This is a genomic window from Candidatus Flexifilum breve (assembly GCF_016713355.1).
Genome location: NZ_JADJPI010000015.1, coordinates 45,199 through 62,184 on the forward strand (window position 1 = coordinate 45,199; position 16,986 = coordinate 62,184).

A 16,986-nucleotide genomic window follows, 5' to 3' on the forward strand; every position below is an offset into this window, starting at 1 on the left:
CGGACTGGGTAGATCTGTCACGCTATGAATAGCTTTCACATCCATGCTTAACTGCCAACGCCTTTGGCTAACGGCGAATTGCAAACAGCTAACCACTGTCTTCAGGAGTCCTTTTGAGTTCAGCCATCCAGATTATCCGGCGGCGTAACAAGCGACAGGAACGCAAGGCGCGGCGTGACCAGCAGCGGCGCGTGTGGACAGTGCTCGCCTCGATCGCCGCCATCATCCTGATCGGCATTCCCGGCGCGGTCGCCATTGGCGGCGCGGTCGTGTTGTACTCCAACGCGCTTCAGGGCATGCCGGAGTTTGGCGCCAATCCGTTCGCGGCGTCCGGGACGACCGAATTCTACGAACGTACAGGTGAAACGGTGATCTACACCCCGACCAGCGTGGAGCGTGAGTGGGTCCCGCTCACCACGCTTCCACCGTACGTGATTGCGGCGACGCTCGTCAGCGAGGACACCGATTTTCTCGTCGCGCCGCACCCCGGCCTTGAAACAACGTTCGTCAGGCTGTGGCAGAACACGCTGATCGATACCCTGCCCGCTGACCCGACCATCACCGGGCGCCTGGTGCGCAACGTGCTGCTGTCGCACGCCGGATCGATTGTGGAACAGCGCACCCGTGAGATCGCGCTCGTGGCGGAGGTCAACCGCCGCTATACGCCCGAGCAAATCCTCGAATGGCATCTGAATACCAACGATTATGCCAATGAAGCCTATGGCATCGAAGCCGCCGCGCAGACCTATTTCGGCAAGCGCGCCGTCGACCTCAGCTTAGATGAGGCGGCGCTGCTGGCGGCCATCCCGACCGCGACCGAATACAATCCCTTCGACGACGAAACTGCCGCCCGCGGGCGGCAAGCCGACCTGCTGCGGCGCATGGTGGAGATCGGCGCGATCAGTCAGGAATCGTATGAGAGTGTGCAGGGCCTGACTACCCGCCTTGACCGGGGCAACACCCTTCCGCCGCTCGCCCCCGACTTCATTGTGTATGCGCGCCGCCAAGCCGAGGCGATCCTCAACGCGCAGGGCATGGACGGTCGCCAGTTGATCGCGCGCGGCGATCTGCGCGTGGTGACGACGCTCGACCTTGACCTGTACAACCAGTCGGCCTGTGTGCTCGACGTGCAGATCGCGCGGCTGAATAATGCCGAAGCGCCTGCCGGAGACTGCGCCGCCGCGGTGCTGCTGCCGCGCCTCGAAACAACCTCCGACGCGCCGCCCGACGAAGGCGCGCTGATCGTCATCGATGCACAGACGGGGGAAGTCCGGAGCATGGTCGGCGCGGTCAACCTCGCGGAACATGAGCCGGGGGTGACGCTCCAGCCGTTCGTGTATTTGCAGGGCTTTTTGGGCGGCTACACGCCCGCGACGATGGTCTACGACGTGCCGAACAGCTATCCCGGAGCAGAACAGGGCTTGATCTATACCTTCAGCAACCCGGACGATCAGTTCCGCGGCGTGCTGAATCTGCGGGAGGCGATGGGTGCCTGGCTCGTCCCCCCCGCCGCCAGCATCGCGCATCAGCGCGGTATGACCAACATTCTGCGGCTGGCGCATCAGCTCGGCTTGAACACACTCGATGAGAATCGCAGCGACATTCTGCTGTTGGAACGCGGCGGCGCGGTGTCCGTGCTGGATATGGCCTACAGCTATTCGGTGTTCGCCTCGCTCGGCAGCCTGCGCGGCGTCCCGGTCGAACCGGTGGCGCGCGACTTCCGCGCCCGTGACCCGGTCGCCGTGCTGCGCATCGAAGATGCAAGCGGCGCGGTTGTGTGGGAGTACGACCGCGATGAAGCGACGCGCTGCGGCACGCTCGACGTGTGCACACCGCGGCTCGAAAATAAGCTCGCCTACCTGATCAATGATGTGCTGGCGGATGAAGAAACACGCTGGGCGACGCTCGGCGAAGACAATCCGCTGGCGCTCTCGCGACCGAGCGCGGTCGTCAACGGCTTGACCAACGATCGGCTCGACAACTGGACGGTCGGCTACACACCACAGTTGGTGACCGCGGTGCATTTAGGGCGCAGCGACAACGCGGCCATGACGCTCGATCCCTATGGGATGAGCGGCGCGGCGGCGGTCTGGCGCGCGGTGATGGAAATGGCGCACAGCGGCGTCACGCCGACGCCGTGGGAACGCCCGGAGAGCATCATCGAACTGCAAGTCTGCGAAAAATCTGGCTTGCTGCCGAATGGCATGTGTCCCGTGCGGCGCGAACTGTTCATTGACGGCACGCAGCCGCGCACAGTCGATACTTACTGGCAAACGGTCGAAGTCAACAACCAGACCGGGCAGTTGGCGACGGTCAACACGCCCGCCGAGTCGCGCAGTGAGGTGCTGTACTTCGTACCGCCTGCCGAAGCGCGCGAATGGTGGGAAGCGAACAATCAGCCGCTGCCGCCGACCGACTACGACAACGTGAGTGTGCCGCAGGTCTTTGAACTGGTGCATATCACGCGTCCACAGTTCTTCGACTATGTGGGCGGCGTGGTCGACATCTACGCGGAAATGAACACGCGCGATATGGCCTACTATCAGGTGCAGTACGGACAAGGGTTAAGCCCGAACGCGTGGATCGATATTGGCGGCCAGCAGACGACGTTCGACTCGGCAGTGCCGATTGCGCAGTGGGATACCAGCAGCCTCGATGGGTTGTACAGCCTGCGCCTCATTCTGGTGCTGAACGACAACAGCCGCAGCAGCGACTCGCTGCAAGTCACGGTCGACAATGTCGCGCCGACGGTCAACTTACAGTCGGTCGAAGTTGGCAAAGTCTATCGCTTCCCCGGTGACGCGGTCGTGGCGCTGCAAGCCGACGCGCGCGACAACCTCGTGATCAGCCGCGTCGAGTTCTACCAGAACGGCGTGTTCCTCGGCGCGGACGAAACGGCTCCGTATGGCTTCGAGTGGGGCATCGACGCGCCTGGCACGCAGACGTTCACCGCGTTCGCGTTTGACGCGGTCGGCAACCAGTCGAGCAGTCAGCTCACCGTGGAGATTTTGCGAGCTGGCTCGTAGCTTCTTCCGCCAGATACGGCGCAATTCCCGTCACCAGCAAGGCCAGCGCGGCATCCGGCGCGGCCTTGTCTTTGGTGCGGCTCTGCTGAATGGCCGTGCCAAAGATCACCCACGCGACCGCGTGCGCCGCTTCATCGGGCACGGGTAGCGCGGTCGGCGTGCGCGCGATCCATTCCGCCAGCCGATCGTGCACATCCTGCTGCACCTGCATGCCGACCAGCATCTGTTCACTATTCTGACTGTTCATCCCACAGTGACCGAAAAAACGGCCCATAAAGGCGGAAACGGTCGTCCCGAGCAGACAGATATTTTCAAAGGTGAACAATGGATGCTCGGGTAAAACGCCGCGCAGCTGCTGTTCCAAGGCATCGCTGACACTGGCGCGGAGCAGATCGTACTTGTCCTCAAAGTGCGCGTAGAAGGTCGCGCGGTTGATTCCGGCGCGATCCGCAATATCCTGCACGCTGATGTCTTGAAATCCCCGGTCCGTCATCAACTCCTGAAACGCCTGCTGAAGCAATTTGCGCGTCCGTTTGATGCGGGGATCGACTTTGGTGGGCAGTGGATTAAGCGACATTTTTGCTCCTTTGTTGCCTAAGCAACAGAACCGCGTTGTTGTCGATTGAATTTCAATCACAGCTTCCTTATCTTAATATACAACACTTGTCGCCTAAACAACACATGACTGCCAAAGGATAAATCGCATGGACACCGCACTCTGGATTCTCCAAGTACTGCTCGCCGTCGCTTTCGTCGGCGCGGGCCTGATGAAGCTCACGCAGCCCAAAGCCAAAAGTAGCCGAACGGATGGCGTGGGCCAATGATTTTTCCGAAACTCAGCTCAAGCTCATCGGTCTCGTGGAGCTGCTCGGTGCGGTTGGGCTGATCCTGCCCGCGGTTACACGCATTCTGCCGATCCTGACGCCGTTGGCTGCCGTCGGGCTGGTGCTGACGATGATCGGCGCGGCGCTCACACATATCCGGCGCGGTGAGATGCCGATGGTCGTCCCCAATCTCGTACTGCTCGTGCTCGCCGCCATCGTCGCCTACGGTCGCTTTGTCGCCTTCCCGCTGTAAACGCCTGTAAGCTCACCCTGCCCTAACGCATAAGGTTGAGGGCAGGGTCAACTCATGACGAAGCACATTTCTCTCCATTGCACCAATTTCCTCACGGATCATCGGCGCTTCGGCATTCCCGTGTTATACTAGAACTTGTGTTCTGTACACAGGAGTAACTGCACATGGCAAATCGCTTGATGCAAGGGACTTGGCAGTGGATTCAACCGACTCACGAGATGCGTGATGAAGTGCTCGCTCTGCTCAGTGATGCTGATCTCGCCTTTAGTCCGGGCGGCAGCAACATGAAACTGGGTGAACTAATCCGCGAATGGGGCGAAATTGAACATGCCTACGTGGAAGGCTTCAAGACCTTTAAGCAAGATTTCGATTACCGCCACCCTGATCCAACAATCGCTACTAGCAGCGACCGACTGAAAACCTGGCTTAAGGCACTGGATGCGGACATGGCAGCCACGGTGGAAGCGTATACAGACGCAGAGGTGGATTCCAAACCCATCATGCGCCCCGGCGACTATCCAGCGGCCATCGATATGCAGGTCAATATTTATTTGCAGGCGCTCTTGATCTTTCTATCCAAGCTGAGCGTTTTCCTTCGCGCTGCGAACAAGCCGTTGCCACCGGCTCTTGTGGACTGGATCGGCTAAAGTATGATGCAGCCAACGGCACCGAAAACCATGCACGAGAACTTCGTCGCGGCGATGCTCTTCCTGCTCGACGAAACATTTGACAGCGTCCACGGCGTCTTCCTCGACAAAAACACGTCGCTGTTCGAAACGCTGGCGACCGTCAGCGCGGAGGAAGCCTCCCGCCCGGTTGGAGCAAACTGCGCGACGCTCGCCGCGCAGGTGAATCACACGGCGTTCTATCTGGAACGCACGTATAAATGGGTTGCGGAAAACGACCACAGCAAGACCGACTGGGGCGAGATCTGGCGCACGGTGCGCGAAGTCACCCCGGAACAGTGGGAAGCGAGCAAGCAGCGGCTGCGCACCGCCTACGATCAGATCAAGCAGCTCATTCTAGCGATGCCCGATTTCAACAATGAAGACGCGATCGGTGGGACGCTCGGCGTGCTGGCGCACTGCGCCTATCATCTGGGCGAAATTCGTCAGGCGTTGTGTACAATCAAGACCGCTTAACCTCACCCCTAAATCCCCTCTCCCAAGGGCGCGGGGACTTAGAAATCGTGCTTGTTTCCCCTCTCCTAAAGGAGAGGGGTCAGGGGTGAGGTTGAAATTTCCACCAACTGTTGCCCACTGGAGTCCCCGATGCCCGACACCACTATTCGCGATCTGCTCACGGAGGCGCGTCCGCGTATTCCCAGCCTTGACGCCCATGTGCTGCTCGCGGAGGTGCTCGGCGTGGAGCGCAGCTACTTGCTGGCGCATCCCGAAGCGGTCGTGAGACCCGAGCAAGCGGAGCGTTTTCGCGGGTGGCTGGAACGCGCCGCGGCGGGCGAACCCATCGCCTACATCCTCGGGCGGCGTGCCTTCTATGATCGCGACTTCACCGTCACGCCCGCCGTGTTGATCCCGCGCCCGGAGACCGAACTGCTCCTCGAACAGGCGCTGGCGTGGGCCAAACCGCGATCCAGTGTGCGCGCGGTCGATGTCGGCACGGGCAGCGGCGCGCTGGCAGTCACCTTCGCGGCGCTCGTCCCCCAGGCCGATGTCTACGCGGTCGATGTGAGCGCGGCGGCGCTGGCGATCGCGCGGCAGAACGCTGAACGTCACAGCGCCCGCGTCACGTTTATGCAGGGCGATCTGCTCACGCCGCTGCTCGACCGCCAGTTCGATCTGATCATGGCGAACCTGCCCTACATCGCCGCCGACGAAGTGCCAACGCTAGCAGTCAGCCGCTACGAGCCGACCCTCGCGCTCGATGGCGGTGGCGACGGCCTCGATCTCGTCCGCCGTTTGATCGCGCAAATCCCGCAGGTGACCCAGCCCGGCGCGCTGATTCTGCTGGAGATCGGCGCGGGGCAAGGCGCGGCGACGCTGCAAATCGCCCAAACGCTTAACCCGGCATTGGCCGAAGTCCTTCCCGATTACGCCGGGCATGATCGTATCGTCAAAATGGTGCGCTAGGCCCGCGGCTGATCATCCCCGCAAGTTGGCGCTCAAGCTGCAATTCTTTCCTTAACCTCTAATGTAATACTTGAAACTCCTCGTTTATACTCTCCTTAATTACAAATGACATGAATAAGGAGTTGCGTATGGGTCGCCTCAGTGGGCGCACGATTGCCATTGGCATCCTCATCATCCTGGTGTTGGTGGTGGTCGGCTCGCAGTTACTCGGGGGTCAGGGGAATAACAATGATGGGGTCGCGACGACGATGCCATTCAGTGCCCCGACTGCCGAAGGCTTCTCCGATAACCCGCCGATTGCCGGTGAAGGCAATACCACGGGCGGAGTCGCGTTAGGGCGCGTGGTCGTCTCATCCAACATTGACGCGGATGGCTGCCCGGTGGACACCAGCGATCAGTTTGCCGCAACCGATGAGGTGTACGTCGTGGTTGAAGACAGTGATATTCCTGCGGGGACGACGGTGTTCGCCCGCCTGTTCCGCGAAGGCCAACCCATTGAAGACGCAGACGTGATCACGGCTGACCGCGATTACGACAATACGTGCATCTACTTCGTGTTCGAGGCGACCGATCAGGCGGGCAGTCTGGAACCGGGCGTATACGAAGCGCAGATTATCGTCAATGGCAACCCCGGTGAACGGGTGAGTTTCCAGGTTCAATAGAAGGGGGCAAACAACGATGGACTTAGATCTCGGAACGCTGTGTATTCTCGGCGTAATTGTAGTGGTCGGTTTGATGGTGCTGCCGCGGCTGTTCAGTGGTTTCGGCGGCAGCGGGTTCGGCGGTAGCAACTATGGTGGTGGAAGTGGTGGCAACCAGGGCGGCGGCTTTTTCTGTCGGCGCGGCGGCGGCTACTATGATCAACCCGGGGACGAAACGCCGCAGTATGATGATCCCGAGGTGGAATCGCGCGGCGGTTTCGGCGGCTCCCGCAGCGGTGGGTCGAGCGGCGGCGGCAAACGCAGCTTCTTCGGCGGCGGCGGGTCGAGCAGCGGCGGTGGGAAGCGCAGTTTCTTCGGTGGCGGCTCGAGCGGCGGCAGCAAGGGCGGCGGCGCGCGCCGCTACAACAACCCGAACACGCGCAGCCGCGGCGGCTTCGGCGGCAGCAAGTAAATCCGTATCAACCGCACATGTAGGGGCGAGGCAGTGCCTCGTCCCTTTTGATTCAGTAAGGATCGACACCAGCAGAAACAAAACGTACGCCGCTAATGGCGTCCGTTTGTATTTGATTTCGCGAGCAGCGACCTAGACCTTGAAGCTTGTGATCGCGTCGATGACGCGCTCCTGTTCCTCCGAGGTCATGTTGTAGTACAGCGGCAGACGCAGCAGGCGGTCGCTGATGTCTTCAGTCACCGGGCAGTCGCCGGGCTGACCGCCGTACTGCTTTCCCATGTCCGACAGATGCAGCGGCAAGTAGTGGAACACGCTCAGGATGTCCTGCCCCTTCAGGTGCTCGATCAGGCGCGTGCGCGCATCAAGCGAAGGCAGCAGTAGGTAGAACATGTGATAGGTCTGCTCACAGTACTCAGGGATGATCGGCAGGCGCACGTCATTCTGCGCCGCCCACCCCGGCAATTGATCGCCGTACTGCTGCCAGATCGCGGCGCGTTTCCCCTGCACATCGTCGCGCCGTTCCAACTGCGCGTACAGGTAGGCCGCCAGCAGATCCGACGGCAGGAAGCTCGACCCCACATCGACCCACGTGTATTTATCGACCTGACCGCGGAAGAAGCGACTGCGATTCGTACCCTTCTCGCGGATGATTTCGGCGCGTTCGACGTAGCGCGGGTCATTGATGAGCAGCGCGCCGCCTTCGCCGCACGTAAAGTTTTTGGTCTCGTGGAAGCTCTGCGTGGCCATCACGCCAAACGTGCCGAGATAGCGATCTTTGTAGCAGCCATACAGCCCGTGCGCGTTGTCTTCGACGACCGGAATGTTATGCCGATTCGCGATCTCCATGATCGCATCCATCTCGCAGGCGACGCCCGCGTAATGCACGGGCACAATCGCCTTGGTGCGCGGCGTGATCAACGCTTCGAGCTTGGTTTCGTCCAGATTGAGCGTGTCCGGGCGCACATCGCTGAAGACGGGCGTCGCGCCACGCAGCACAAAGGCATTGACCGTCGACACGAAGGTGAAATCGGGCACGATGACTTCATCGCCCGGCTGAATGCCGAGGATGAGCGCCGACATTTCCAGCGCGTGCGTGCAGGAGGTCGTCAGCAGCGCCTTTTGACGCCGAGCTGTTCCTCAAACAAGGCATGGCAGCGGCGCGTATAGTAGCCGTCGCCAGAAATGTGCCCACGCTGCAAGGCATCCGCCATGTACTGCATCTCAGTGCCGACCATGGCAGGTTTATTGAAGGGGATCTTAGTGCTCATCAACCATCCGTAAGGATTTTATCGACGGCGGCGGCCAGTTCGCGCAGGTTGCTCACCTTGTACACGCCGCTAGACAATGGCGCGTATTGTACCATATCGCTGTCACCGCTTCCCCACTGCGACGGCGGTTCCGGGTTAAACCACAACAGCCGCCGCGACCGGCGATGCAGATCCGACATGATGTCGAGGCGCGGATCGTTGTAATTGTTGCGCCCATCGCCAAGGATGATCACGGTCGTACGTCCGGTCACGCGCCCCATGTGCTCCTGCTTGAAGGTGTTAAGACTGTTGCCGAGATCGGTGTTGTAGTAGCCGGGGCGATTTTCGGTCAATACCTTTTCGACCGCTTCCATCGGCTGATGCTCTTTGAAGTCCATACTAATGTCGACGATATCGCTGATGAAGATGAAGCTGTCCGTCTTGGCGACCTGATCCTGCAATTCGTAGATCAGCGTGAGCAGGAATTCGGCACAGTAGCGCATCGAAGTACTTACGTCACAGATCAGCACGAGCTGCGGTTTGACGTGCGTCGTCTTGTATTTAAGTTCGAGCGGCACACTGTCGTATTTCATGTTGGCGCGCATCACCCGGCGCGGGTCGAGTGTGCCCGCGTTCGCGTGCTTCTGGCGCAGCGCCGCCCGTGAGCGCAGACGCGCCGCCAAACGGCGAATCTCGTCGCGCAGGTGCTGCATATCGTCTTCGCTCAGGCGCGTGAACGGCACATCCAGCAGATCAGGTTTGGGTTCGGGTTCGCGATTCGCCATGCGTTCCGCCAGACTCGCGCCGACATACTGCGAGACTTGGTCGCTCAAGCCTTGGGCGTTCTGTTCGAGCATTTCGCGCAGTTCTTGCAGTTGTTCGCGGCTCATCCCCATCTGTTGGAGTTCCTGCAGCAGTTCTTCGATCAACTGCTGGATCTGCTGCATGTTCAACTGGCGCTGCATGCGGCGTTCAAACCACGGGCGCTGCGACATATCCGAGGCCTGATCCAGCCCGGACTGCTGCGCCGCCTGATCCATTTGATCCTGACTGAACTGGCGCCCCTGCAAGAGCTGTTTGAGGAGTTCGCGCAGGGCGTCTTTGTCGCCCATGAGCGCTTCCATCGCTTGGTCGAGTTTCTGTTGGTCGTCTGGCGACATGCCCTCAGTCGAGTCCTGCATGTCGGGCTGCTGCGACCCAAAGAACAGCGGGAAGTAGTAGTCGAATTTTTCGGTATCGCGGGCTTCTTTGACAAGCGTCGTTTTGAGGGCGGAGCGGAACTGATCTTTGGTGTCCAGACCGACGGCGTCGACTCCGTGCATCGCGTCGAGACTTTCCGCTAAGGAGATACGGACTCCGGCGGCGCGCAGCGCGCGGATGAATTCGACCATCCTTTTATTCATGATTTGGCTTCCCTATCACGACGGTTAGGGACATTATAGGAGGGAAGCAGAAAGCCCGTCAACCTAGCCATTCGGGGCGTTCATGACGGGCTAAATAACGTCAGTTAGGGATAAGGTGAGATCAAAGTAATCTGTTTCTAAAGTCGTTCCCCTCACCCCCTGCCCCCTCTCCCACGCAAGCGGGGAGAGGGGGAAATCTGTCTCCCCTCCTCGAATTCCGGGAGGGGCCGGGGGTGGGGTCGGCTGGGCACGGAAGCCACGGTGCAGCTGTTTATCCCTAATTGACGGGCTAAATGATGCGTGCGAGGATTTAGGAACGTTCGTCGACGACGGGTTTCCACGCGGCGTAGTCGGCCAGCAGCGCGGGGATATCCATATCCGCGAGAGTGCTGTCGCGATCGTGCAGGAAGCGCAGCGCCGCTTCGAACGAGTCGAGCGTGTTGAACCGCATATTCTTATAGACAACTTGCAGCGCCCACGCCGAGATAAAGCGATGCATGGAATTGTCGCTGACTTGGATGAGCCATCCCGCCTTCTCATGCAGTCGATCCAGCCCCTTCATCATCGAGACGAGGGTTTTGAGATCGCGCGCATATCTGATGTGCGGATCAACCACGGAGATGGTGTGAATGGGCGCGACTCCGGCATCCATCAGGCCAAAACTTCTTTCCTGAATCGCATTGTAGTCGTCAGCTTCGATATACCCATAAAGGTAAGTCACCATCACGCGCTGAGGGACGATGTAGTCAACCTTGTAGCCCATGGGATTCCTGTAATCAAGTCTTTGCTTACGTTCGATACTGCCCATTGTAACAGTATTGTTACAAGATGTGAATAAAGACTAGCATATGCGCCAGCGCTAACTGACGGTCACAGCTTGCCACGCAGCATACTGCGCGAGAGCAGCCTCGATATCCAGTCCAGCCAGCGTCGTGTCCCGATCCACGAGAAATTCGAGCGCTTCCCGCAGGCTCTTGACCGTGTGGAAGCGCGCGTTCTTGTACACGGCCTGAAACGTCAGGTTGGCGATGAAGCGGTGCACTGGTTGTTCGCTGACCTGCACGACCCAACCCGCATCCGGGTGGAGTTTGGCTGGCCCTTTCAGCATCTCGATGAGCGTGGTCAGGTTCTTTTCATACTTGGTTTGGGGGTCAATCAGGGAGATGGTATGCACCGGGGCGCTCCCCTCGTCGATGAGGCGGAAGCTGTCGAGATGCAGGGTTTCGAAGTCCACAGCCTCGACTGTTCCATATGCCAGCAGCGTTAAGACGCGTTGGGGAACGAGGTAGTCGATTTTGTAGGCCATAAGCTGTTATGTCTCCATAAAACGTCGATGTCTAAGGCATTCTAGCACGCCTGATCAAGCTAAAACCTTGAGCCCGCTAGCACCCGATCGTTTTTAGGGAGAAATTAGGTTTTCGGCTGGTATTCCGCTTCCGCCAGCGCTTTGAGCGTTTCCAGCGCCGTGATGAGATCCCGCTCGTTCTTCTGCTCAATGGTCAGACGGTTGAGCACCTGCCCCAACACTGACCCCGGCAGGCTGTAGGCGACGCGCAGCATGACAGTCGTCCCGGTCTCCGTGGGCACGAAGCCGAATTCGAACATACTGTCGATGCCGCTGAGCGTTTTGACGACCAGCCGCCGATTTTCGTCATACTGTATCACCTGATGCTCGCCTTTGATGCGCATGCCCAGCATGTTGTAGACGTAGCGCGAAATCGACCCGCTGGCGGTGGGCGGCGGCGTGACGCGCTCCTGCTTATCGAAGGCCGCCCACCATTCCGGCATGCGTTCCGGTTGGTGCGCGATGATGGCGAACACGACTTCCGGCGGCACAAGCATGTCTATCGACTGTTCGACGTGGGGCATGGGCGACTCCTCTGGTGACGCAGGGCGGGCGACTTAAGCCAATTCTCGAAAGAAATCTAGGAACGAGTGTAGGGGCGCACCTACGTGTGCGCCCACAAACGGGCAGACACACAGGTCTGCCCCTACACCATAATTTCCGAGAGCCGACTTTAGGCCAGTTCGGAGAGGGCGGCGAGCACGGCAGGCAAAAGCTGCTTCTTGCGCGACATGACGCCGGGCGCATCCATCAAGTTGTCGCTGATGTGCGTGTACGGCAGCGCGGTCAGCAGGCGCGGTTGGCCGACAGCGACGAGGCGGCTGTTGCCGCGCACGACATCGGTCACCATGAGCAGCGCCATCGCCAGCTTCTGCCCATCGGCCAGCTTCTGCAGGCCGTCGCGGAGTTCCGGCAGGCGCGTGTTCAGTTCGGAGAAGTTAGTCACTTCGGTCTGCGCCAACCCGACGCGCAGCGCGCCTTCTTCGTAGAACTTGATGTCGGTGCTGATGATTTCGTCAGCAGGACGCGTGCCCAGCCCCGCGCCCGCGCCCAGCAAGGTTTCGCCGAGCTGATCGATGGCTTCGGTGACCTGATCTTCGGTGGCGTTCTCGGCGACCAGATTTGCCAGCCGCGCCAAACGATAAGCGGCGACCCGGTCACGCGCGGTGACGGTCGGCGAACGGAAGACCAGCGTATCCGACAAAATGCCGCACAGCAACAGGCCAGCCAGCGCGGGCGGGAAGGATTTATTGAGTTCGACGGCGCGTTCCGCGACGAGCGTCGAGCAGCTCCCGACGGGTTCGATCTGGAAGCGAATCGGGACGGCGGTCGGCAGCGCGCTCAAGCGGTGATGATCGAGCACTTCGACCACTTCGGCTTCGTCCGCGCCGGAAACGGCCTGCCCGGCTTCATTATGATCGACCAGCACAAGGCGGCGCACTGGCGGCGACATGAGCGCGGCTTTGCGGCACAGGCCGCGGTACTGGCCTTCATCATCCACGACGATGAAGTCGTCTTGTTCGGAGCGGACAACCTGCGGGATGACGTCGCGCACAAAGTCATTGCAGTTGAGCACAACGCTGGTGTGATCGATGGCCGTTTCGGCGGGGCGATCAAACTCTTTCGCCAGTGCCAGCACCGAAGTCGAGCTGAGGGCGTCCGCGAGGTTCGCAAACAGTCCCGCGCCGGAGAGCAAGCCAATCGGACGGCGCTCTTCATCCAGCAGCGGCGCGGGTCGGCGCGTACGCGCGATGGCCTGGCAGGCGTTGAGCAGCGTTTGCCCTTTGCGCAGCGACGGCACCGTCTCGCTCAATTCGCCCACGCGCGGATGCACATCGGTCACCAGACCGGGCGACTCCACTTCGAAGCGCTGCAAGGCGAAAGCCGTTTGCGCATTGAGCTGCCCCGTACGCCCGGCGACATATTTGTCACCGCCCAGGCTGTTGAGCAGCCACGCATAGCCCACCGCCGAAGCGACGGCGTCCGTATCCGGGTTGCGATGTCCAATCACCAATATTGAATCAGGTAGCGGCATGGTTCACCTTGTGATCATTATCACGATGGAGATACATAACTCTAGCAGATTTAGGCGACTTGCTGTAGACGCTGTTTGGATTACAATGAATCAGCACCCGACCCCACGCCATGATCGGCAGCGGGCACTACCCGGGGCGAAAGAACACCATGCGCAGACTAGCTGTCGTTTTACTCGCCATCCTGATCCTCACCGCGTGTACCGGGCGCGGTCAGCGCCCCGAAGACGTGCCGACGCAGGCCTCCGTCGAAGGCGTGGCCACGTCGCTGCCGCTGACCCAATTCGCGCCGCCGACGCCCTACAACCGCCCGGTGACCGCCTTCGCCAGCGTCGACAACCGCCTGAACGAGCTGGCCGGGTATCGCTACGTCGTGCAGTTGGAGTTCAACGGGGTGTTCGCGCGCACGCCGCGCGAGACGAGCGCCACCGCCCAGGCGGAAGTCTGGTTTAATCAGGTGGCATCAGCGCGGCGCGTGATTTTGAGCACGTCCGGCGAACTGGTCGGCCAGACGGAGAACAACAGTTACGAAGCCGTGCGCCTCGGCCCGGATGCCTTCCTCGTGCGTGACGGCCTCTGCCTGACCGGAGCCGCAAACGCCGCGGAAACCGCCGCCGCGTTGAGCGCGGGCGCACTCGTCGGCGGGGTGAGCACGGCTGTCCCCGGCGGTCGCCGCGCCACCATCAATGGCGAAGACTCGTACTACTACAGCTTCGACCCGGCAGACCTCGTGCTGCCCGCGCTGCGCGTGGGCGATGGCGGCAGCATCACCTACCAGAGCGGCGAGCTGTGGATCACGCCAGCGAAGAATGCGGTCACGCGCTTTTACCTGAACCTTGACGTCGACAACGTGGTGATTTTCGACCGCCAGCTCCCCGTCACGGGGACGGTGCTCATCCGCTATGACCTCTATGACGCGGGGAACGCCTTCAACATCACCGTGCCGTTTGGATGCTAAGTGGTGGATTCCCGCCTTGGGCAGCAGGGGTAAGGGGTAAATATCGTGAAAATGGGTTAGCGGTTGGTTTTGGGAGATTGCGGACGCGATAAATCGCGTCCCTACACAAGAGCGATTTTCTCGTAGGGACGCAATTATGCAAATTAAACCAGGAAAGGGGGAGGGAGGGCCCCGCTGGCGTTAACGCATCATTGCGTCCGCTGGTTCCAAACTTACTGTCGAGCCTCACGCCGAAATCCCCTCTCCTAGAGGAGAGGGGTTGGGGGTGAGGTTTTCACCCCTGCAGGCGATACCAGTACGTGTACAGCATTTGATAGCCGAGCCGCGTATACAGCCGGAACGCGGGCGCATTCGTGCCCAGCACCTGTAAATACCCGCGCGTCGCCCCGCTGACCTGTCCCTGCCGCAGCACCTGCGTGATCAGCGCGCCGCCGATCCCCTGCCCGCGTCGCTCGGCCTGCGTCACCACGTCGTACAGGCCGATCCACTCCCCGTCGCGCACGCCAAGCGTCACGGCGATGATCTGATCGCCATCGTAGGCCGCTCCGAAGATCGTGTGCGCGGTCGCCCGCTGCAGCAGTTGGCGCGCAATTGAATGAAACGCCGGGTTGACGCCGCTCAGCCGCACATAGGCATCCAGCCACGCTTCAGAGAAGGTGGCTTCTAAACTCAGGCGAATGTTGGATGGTGCGGGCACCTCCGCCAGCTGCATCAGATCGAGCGTGAGCACGTTGGTCGGCGTGATGATGGTGTAGCCACGCGCTTCGAGGGCGTGATCCAGTTCGGCAGGCTGCGCGGCGGCGGTCAGCTTGAAGCGGGTCTTCAAACCGCGTTCGGCATAGAAACGTTCGCAGTGGTCAATCTTCTCATCCAGCGCAACCATCCCCGCGCTAAATGGGTAAACCGAGTTGGCGCGTCCGGTATAGCCCTTGGCGGACCGCAGCCGCCAGCCGTCATAGTCGACTTCTTCGAGCGCGGGCCAGGCACGCATCGAGATCAGTTCAATCGTCTGAATGTCCATGAGCTAGGCCGGGGCGTGCTGCTGGACGAGCGCGAGGAGCGCCGGGATGTCGCTGGCGATCCATTCGCCTTCGTGACACAAACCCCAGATGAGATTATTGAGGCGGCGCACGTCGTCGGTGATGCCAAAGCACGGCTTGCCTTTGGCGACCATATAGCCGAGCTCGCCGCACGTCCCCGAGTCGTGATCCGCGCCCGTCAGCAGCGCGACCAGCAGATCGCTCGCGTCCAGCGCCGCGAGGTCGCCGTGATAAATGCGCCGCCGTTCGCGAATATCGGATAAATCGCCGAGGATACCCGCGTCGCGGTGCGGTAAGAAGGTGTCATAGCCCGCCTGCTCCAGCGCCGCGGTGATCTGCTCCAGATACCCGCGTTCGAGGCTGTTGAACAGCGGCCCCGCTACATAGACGTTTTTCGCCATTGCTCGATCTTTTCTCGCTGTCGGTCTGGCGCGTATACTGGTGCTGTCCAGCCTGAGCGCTCAGAGGTGAATAATGGAGCAGAAGTTTACTGCACTCGGCAAGCCCGTCACACAATTCGAACGGCTCGACCCGATCCCGACGAAATGCGGATTCATTCAATATCACAGCGACCAGTTGACCTCGATGTGTCCCGTCACCGGGCAACCGGACTTTTACGAGGCGACGATTGACCTCGAAGCGGACGGCATCGGCATTGAGACCAAAACGCTCAAGCTGTATCTGGAGACGTATCGCGATCAGGCGATCTTCTGCGAAGATCTCGCCGTCAAGCTGTGCGAAGACTTGTTCGCCGTGACGCAGCCCAAGCGCTGCACGGTGACGCTCGAACAGCGGCGGCGCGGCGGCATTCAGATCACGGCGAAGCACGTGCTGACGAAGTGAAGTAGCATCCGTCGGGCTTCAGCGCGCAGACATGAACGGATCGCCCGGGGGTGGAGTGCTCGGTCGCTGCCGGGTGTCCGCACCAAAGCGTGACCAGTCCGTGTCACGCGTCCATTTTTGGCCGTTGGGCAGCGTGGTAAAGGCGTCGAATTTTGCCCCGGTCAGAACGGCCCCCTGGAATTGGGCAGAGGTGAGGTCGGCGGTGCTCAAATCCGCGTCCTGCAGGCAGGCCTCGCGCAGATCAGCCTGGACGAGCCGCGCATAGCACAGGTTTGCGCGGGTGAGGTCGGCGTCACGCAGGTTGGCTTGATCGAGGCGCGCGCTGCGCAAATTCGCGCCCCGTAGATTGGCCCCCTGCAAATTCGCCCGCTCCAAGCCGATCATCCGCAAATACGCGCCGCCGAGATTCAGTTTATGCAAGTCCGCCCCTTCCCAGTTCGCGCCGCGGAGCGGACTGGTGTCGAGCTGTAAGTCCCCATCGACGCGCAAAGCCTCGATGATGGCACGGGGATTCGCTGGGGTACGCTGCGTTAATTCAAGGTGCGCGGACACTTGACGCACGCGCCAACCAAGCACCCGCATGAACAGAATGAGCGCCGTCAGCAGGCCTATTCCCCCCAGAAGGATGAATAGATCTGCGGCGGTAAAGCCCCCGTAGTCCCCCAATACGCCAATACCGAGTACAAACAGGCTGGCGATCAGCAGCAGGATCGCGCTCGTGAGCGTGGCGAGTGTTCGCGGATGAGGGTTGTTCCCAATGAGGAGCGTAAACAGCAGTTCGAGCAGCATGGTGGACATTCTCCTGTGAAAA

The 16,986-nt window shown here is 60.5% G+C and carries 18 protein-coding genes and 1 pseudogene; 9 read left to right on the forward strand and 10 right to left on the reverse strand.

Going from position 1 to position 16,986, the window contains the following annotated elements:
• Window positions 1–113 precede the first annotated feature (113 nt).
• On the forward strand, window positions 114–3,026 hold the full coding sequence (locus IPK17_RS14565) for a penicillin-binding protein (protein WP_343418422.1): 2,913 nt from the start codon (window positions 114–116) through the stop codon (window positions 3,024–3,026).
• On the opposite strand, the gene IPK17_RS14570 is transcribed toward IPK17_RS14565, so the two are convergent.
• Window positions 2,995–3,603 carry a TetR/AcrR family transcriptional regulator gene (locus IPK17_RS14570; protein ID WP_343418423.1) on the reverse strand — a complete coding sequence of 203 codons (609 nt, stop codon included), beginning with the start codon at window positions 3,601–3,603 and terminating at the stop codon, window positions 2,995–2,997. The genes IPK17_RS14565 and IPK17_RS14570 overlap by 32 nt on opposite strands.
• Window positions 3,604–3,833: 230 nt before the next feature.
• On the opposite strand from IPK17_RS14570, the gene IPK17_RS14575 reads away from it, so the two are divergent.
• The 6 genes from IPK17_RS14575 (at window position 3,834) to IPK17_RS14600 (ending at window position 7,306) form a co-directional block, all read left to right on the forward strand.
• Entirely contained in the window at window positions 3,834–4,103 is a 270-nt protein-coding gene (locus IPK17_RS14575) for a DoxX family protein (protein ID WP_502748780.1), read from the forward strand.
• 164 nt (window positions 4,104–4,267) lie between these two features.
• Window positions 4,268–4,750: a hypothetical protein gene (locus IPK17_RS14580; protein ID WP_343418424.1), complete on the forward strand. Its 483-nt coding sequence runs from the start codon at window positions 4,268–4,270 to the stop codon at window positions 4,748–4,750.
• Between the two features lie 3 nt (window positions 4,751–4,753).
• Window positions 4,754–5,245: a hypothetical protein gene (locus IPK17_RS14585; protein WP_343418425.1), complete on the forward strand. Its 492-nt coding sequence runs from the start codon at window positions 4,754–4,756 to the stop codon at window positions 5,243–5,245.
• A gap of 129 nt (window positions 5,246–5,374) precedes the next feature.
• Window positions 5,375–6,193 (forward strand): peptide chain release factor N(5)-glutamine methyltransferase, encoded by an 819-nt coding sequence (gene prmC, locus IPK17_RS14590; RefSeq protein WP_343418426.1) that lies wholly within the window; start codon window positions 5,375–5,377, stop codon window positions 6,191–6,193.
• Window positions 6,194–6,321: 128 nt separating this feature from the next.
• On the forward strand, window positions 6,322–6,855 hold the full coding sequence (locus tag IPK17_RS14595; protein ID WP_343418427.1) for a hypothetical protein: 534 nt from the start codon (window positions 6,322–6,324) through the stop codon (window positions 6,853–6,855).
• Between the two features lie 16 nt (window positions 6,856–6,871).
• On the forward strand, window positions 6,872–7,306 hold the full coding sequence (locus IPK17_RS14600) for a hypothetical protein (RefSeq protein ID WP_343418428.1): 435 nt from the start codon (window positions 6,872–6,874) through the stop codon (window positions 7,304–7,306).
• Window positions 7,307–7,438: 132 nt separating this feature from the next.
• On the opposite strand, the pseudogene rffA reads toward IPK17_RS14600, so the two are convergent.
• From rffA to IPK17_RS14630, 6 genes and pseudogenes are all read right to left on the reverse strand, one after another.
• A pseudogene (rffA, locus tag IPK17_RS14605) lies at window positions 7,439–8,574 on the reverse strand (dTDP-4-amino-4,6-dideoxygalactose transaminase).
• Window positions 8,574–9,956 carry a vWA domain-containing protein gene (locus IPK17_RS14610; protein WP_343418429.1) on the reverse strand — a complete coding sequence of 461 codons (1,383 nt, stop codon included), beginning with the start codon at window positions 9,954–9,956 and terminating at the stop codon, window positions 8,574–8,576. Before IPK17_RS14610 ends, rffA begins: the two are co-directional and overlap by 1 nt.
• A 310-nt stretch (window positions 9,957–10,266) precedes the next feature.
• Window positions 10,267–10,719 carry a hypothetical protein gene (locus IPK17_RS14615; RefSeq protein WP_343418430.1) on the reverse strand — a complete coding sequence of 151 codons (453 nt, stop codon included), beginning with the start codon at window positions 10,717–10,719 and terminating at the stop codon, window positions 10,267–10,269.
• A gap of 96 nt (window positions 10,720–10,815) precedes the next feature.
• A complete protein-coding gene (locus IPK17_RS14620) occupies window positions 10,816–11,262 on the reverse strand; it encodes a hypothetical protein (RefSeq protein WP_343418431.1) in 447 nt (148 codons plus the stop codon).
• A 104-nt stretch (window positions 11,263–11,366) separates the two neighbouring features.
• Entirely contained in the window at window positions 11,367–11,825 is a 459-nt protein-coding gene (locus tag IPK17_RS14625) for an SRPBCC family protein (RefSeq protein ID WP_343418432.1), read from the reverse strand.
• A 149-nt stretch (window positions 11,826–11,974) separates the two neighbouring features.
• A complete protein-coding gene (locus tag IPK17_RS14630) occupies window positions 11,975–13,336 on the reverse strand; it encodes a DHHA2 domain-containing protein (protein WP_343418433.1) in 1,362 nt (453 codons plus the stop codon).
• 149 nt (window positions 13,337–13,485) lie between these two features.
• On the opposite strand from IPK17_RS14630, the gene IPK17_RS14635 reads away from it, so the two are divergent.
• The gene (locus IPK17_RS14635) at window positions 13,486–14,292 is read left to right on the forward strand and encodes a hypothetical protein (RefSeq protein WP_343418434.1); all 807 of its coding nucleotides are present in this window, start codon (window positions 13,486–13,488) and stop codon (window positions 14,290–14,292) included.
• A gap of 274 nt (window positions 14,293–14,566) precedes the next feature.
• Here the strand turns inward: IPK17_RS14635 and IPK17_RS14640 are convergent, their stop codons facing one another.
• A complete protein-coding gene (locus IPK17_RS14640; RefSeq protein ID WP_343418435.1) occupies window positions 14,567–15,313 on the reverse strand; it encodes a GNAT family N-acetyltransferase in 747 nt (248 codons plus the stop codon).
• A 3-nt stretch (window positions 15,314–15,316) separates the two neighbouring features.
• Window positions 15,317–15,733 carry a nucleoside 2-deoxyribosyltransferase gene (locus IPK17_RS14645; protein ID WP_343418436.1) on the reverse strand — a complete coding sequence of 139 codons (417 nt, stop codon included), beginning with the start codon at window positions 15,731–15,733 and terminating at the stop codon, window positions 15,317–15,319.
• A 73-nt stretch (window positions 15,734–15,806) separates the two neighbouring features.
• Here IPK17_RS14645 and IPK17_RS14650 point away from each other — a divergent pair, with 73 nt between their 5' ends.
• Window positions 15,807–16,175, forward strand: coding sequence for a preQ(1) synthase (locus IPK17_RS14650; RefSeq protein WP_343418437.1), 369 nt, complete (start codon window positions 15,807–15,809; stop codon window positions 16,173–16,175).
• Window positions 16,176–16,193: 18 nt separating this feature from the next.
• On the opposite strand, the gene IPK17_RS14655 is transcribed toward IPK17_RS14650, so the two are convergent.
• Window positions 16,194–16,964 carry a pentapeptide repeat-containing protein gene (locus IPK17_RS14655; RefSeq protein ID WP_343418438.1) on the reverse strand — a complete coding sequence of 257 codons (771 nt, stop codon included), beginning with the start codon at window positions 16,962–16,964 and terminating at the stop codon, window positions 16,194–16,196.
• Between the last annotated feature and the right edge of the window lie 22 nt (window positions 16,965–16,986).

Bases quoted from the DNA above. Each gene is read 5' to 3' on its own strand.
- IPK17_RS14570 (WP_343418423.1), bottom strand. From the start codon at position 3,603: ATGTCGCTTAATCCACTGCCCACCAAAGTCGATCCCCGCATCAAACGG.
- IPK17_RS14575 (WP_502748780.1), top strand. From the start codon at position 3,834: ATGGCGTGGGCCAATGATTTTTCCGAAACTCAGCTCAAGCTCATCGGT.
- IPK17_RS14580 (WP_343418424.1), top strand. From the start codon at position 4,268: ATGGCAAATCGCTTGATGCAAGGGACTTGGCAGTGGATTCAACCGACT.
- IPK17_RS14585 (WP_343418425.1), top strand. From the start codon at position 4,754: ATGATGCAGCCAACGGCACCGAAAACCATGCACGAGAACTTCGTCGCG.
- prmC (WP_343418426.1), top strand. From the start codon at position 5,375: ATGCCCGACACCACTATTCGCGATCTGCTCACGGAGGCGCGTCCGCGT.
- IPK17_RS14595 (WP_343418427.1), top strand. From the start codon at position 6,322: ATGGGTCGCCTCAGTGGGCGCACGATTGCCATTGGCATCCTCATCATC.
- IPK17_RS14600 (WP_343418428.1), top strand. From the start codon at position 6,872: ATGGACTTAGATCTCGGAACGCTGTGTATTCTCGGCGTAATTGTAGTG.
- IPK17_RS14610 (WP_343418429.1), bottom strand. From the start codon at position 9,956: ATGAATAAAAGGATGGTCGAATTCATCCGCGCGCTGCGCGCCGCCGGA.
- IPK17_RS14615 (WP_343418430.1), bottom strand. From the start codon at position 10,719: ATGGGCTACAAGGTTGACTACATCGTCCCTCAGCGCGTGATGGTGACT.
- IPK17_RS14620 (WP_343418431.1), bottom strand. From the start codon at position 11,262: ATGGCCTACAAAATCGACTACCTCGTTCCCCAACGCGTCTTAACGCTG.
- IPK17_RS14625 (WP_343418432.1), bottom strand. From the start codon at position 11,825: ATGCCCCACGTCGAACAGTCGATAGACATGCTTGTGCCGCCGGAAGTC.
- IPK17_RS14630 (WP_343418433.1), bottom strand. From the start codon at position 13,336: ATGCCGCTACCTGATTCAATATTGGTGATTGGACATCGCAACCCGGAT.
- IPK17_RS14635 (WP_343418434.1), top strand. From the start codon at position 13,486: ATGCGCAGACTAGCTGTCGTTTTACTCGCCATCCTGATCCTCACCGCG.
- IPK17_RS14640 (WP_343418435.1), bottom strand. From the start codon at position 15,313: ATGGACATTCAGACGATTGAACTGATCTCGATGCGTGCCTGGCCCGCG.
- IPK17_RS14645 (WP_343418436.1), bottom strand. From the start codon at position 15,733: ATGGCGAAAAACGTCTATGTAGCGGGGCCGCTGTTCAACAGCCTCGAA.
- IPK17_RS14650 (WP_343418437.1), top strand. From the start codon at position 15,807: ATGGAGCAGAAGTTTACTGCACTCGGCAAGCCCGTCACACAATTCGAA.
- IPK17_RS14655 (WP_343418438.1), bottom strand. From the start codon at position 16,964: ATGCTGCTCGAACTGCTGTTTACGCTCCTCATTGGGAACAACCCTCAT.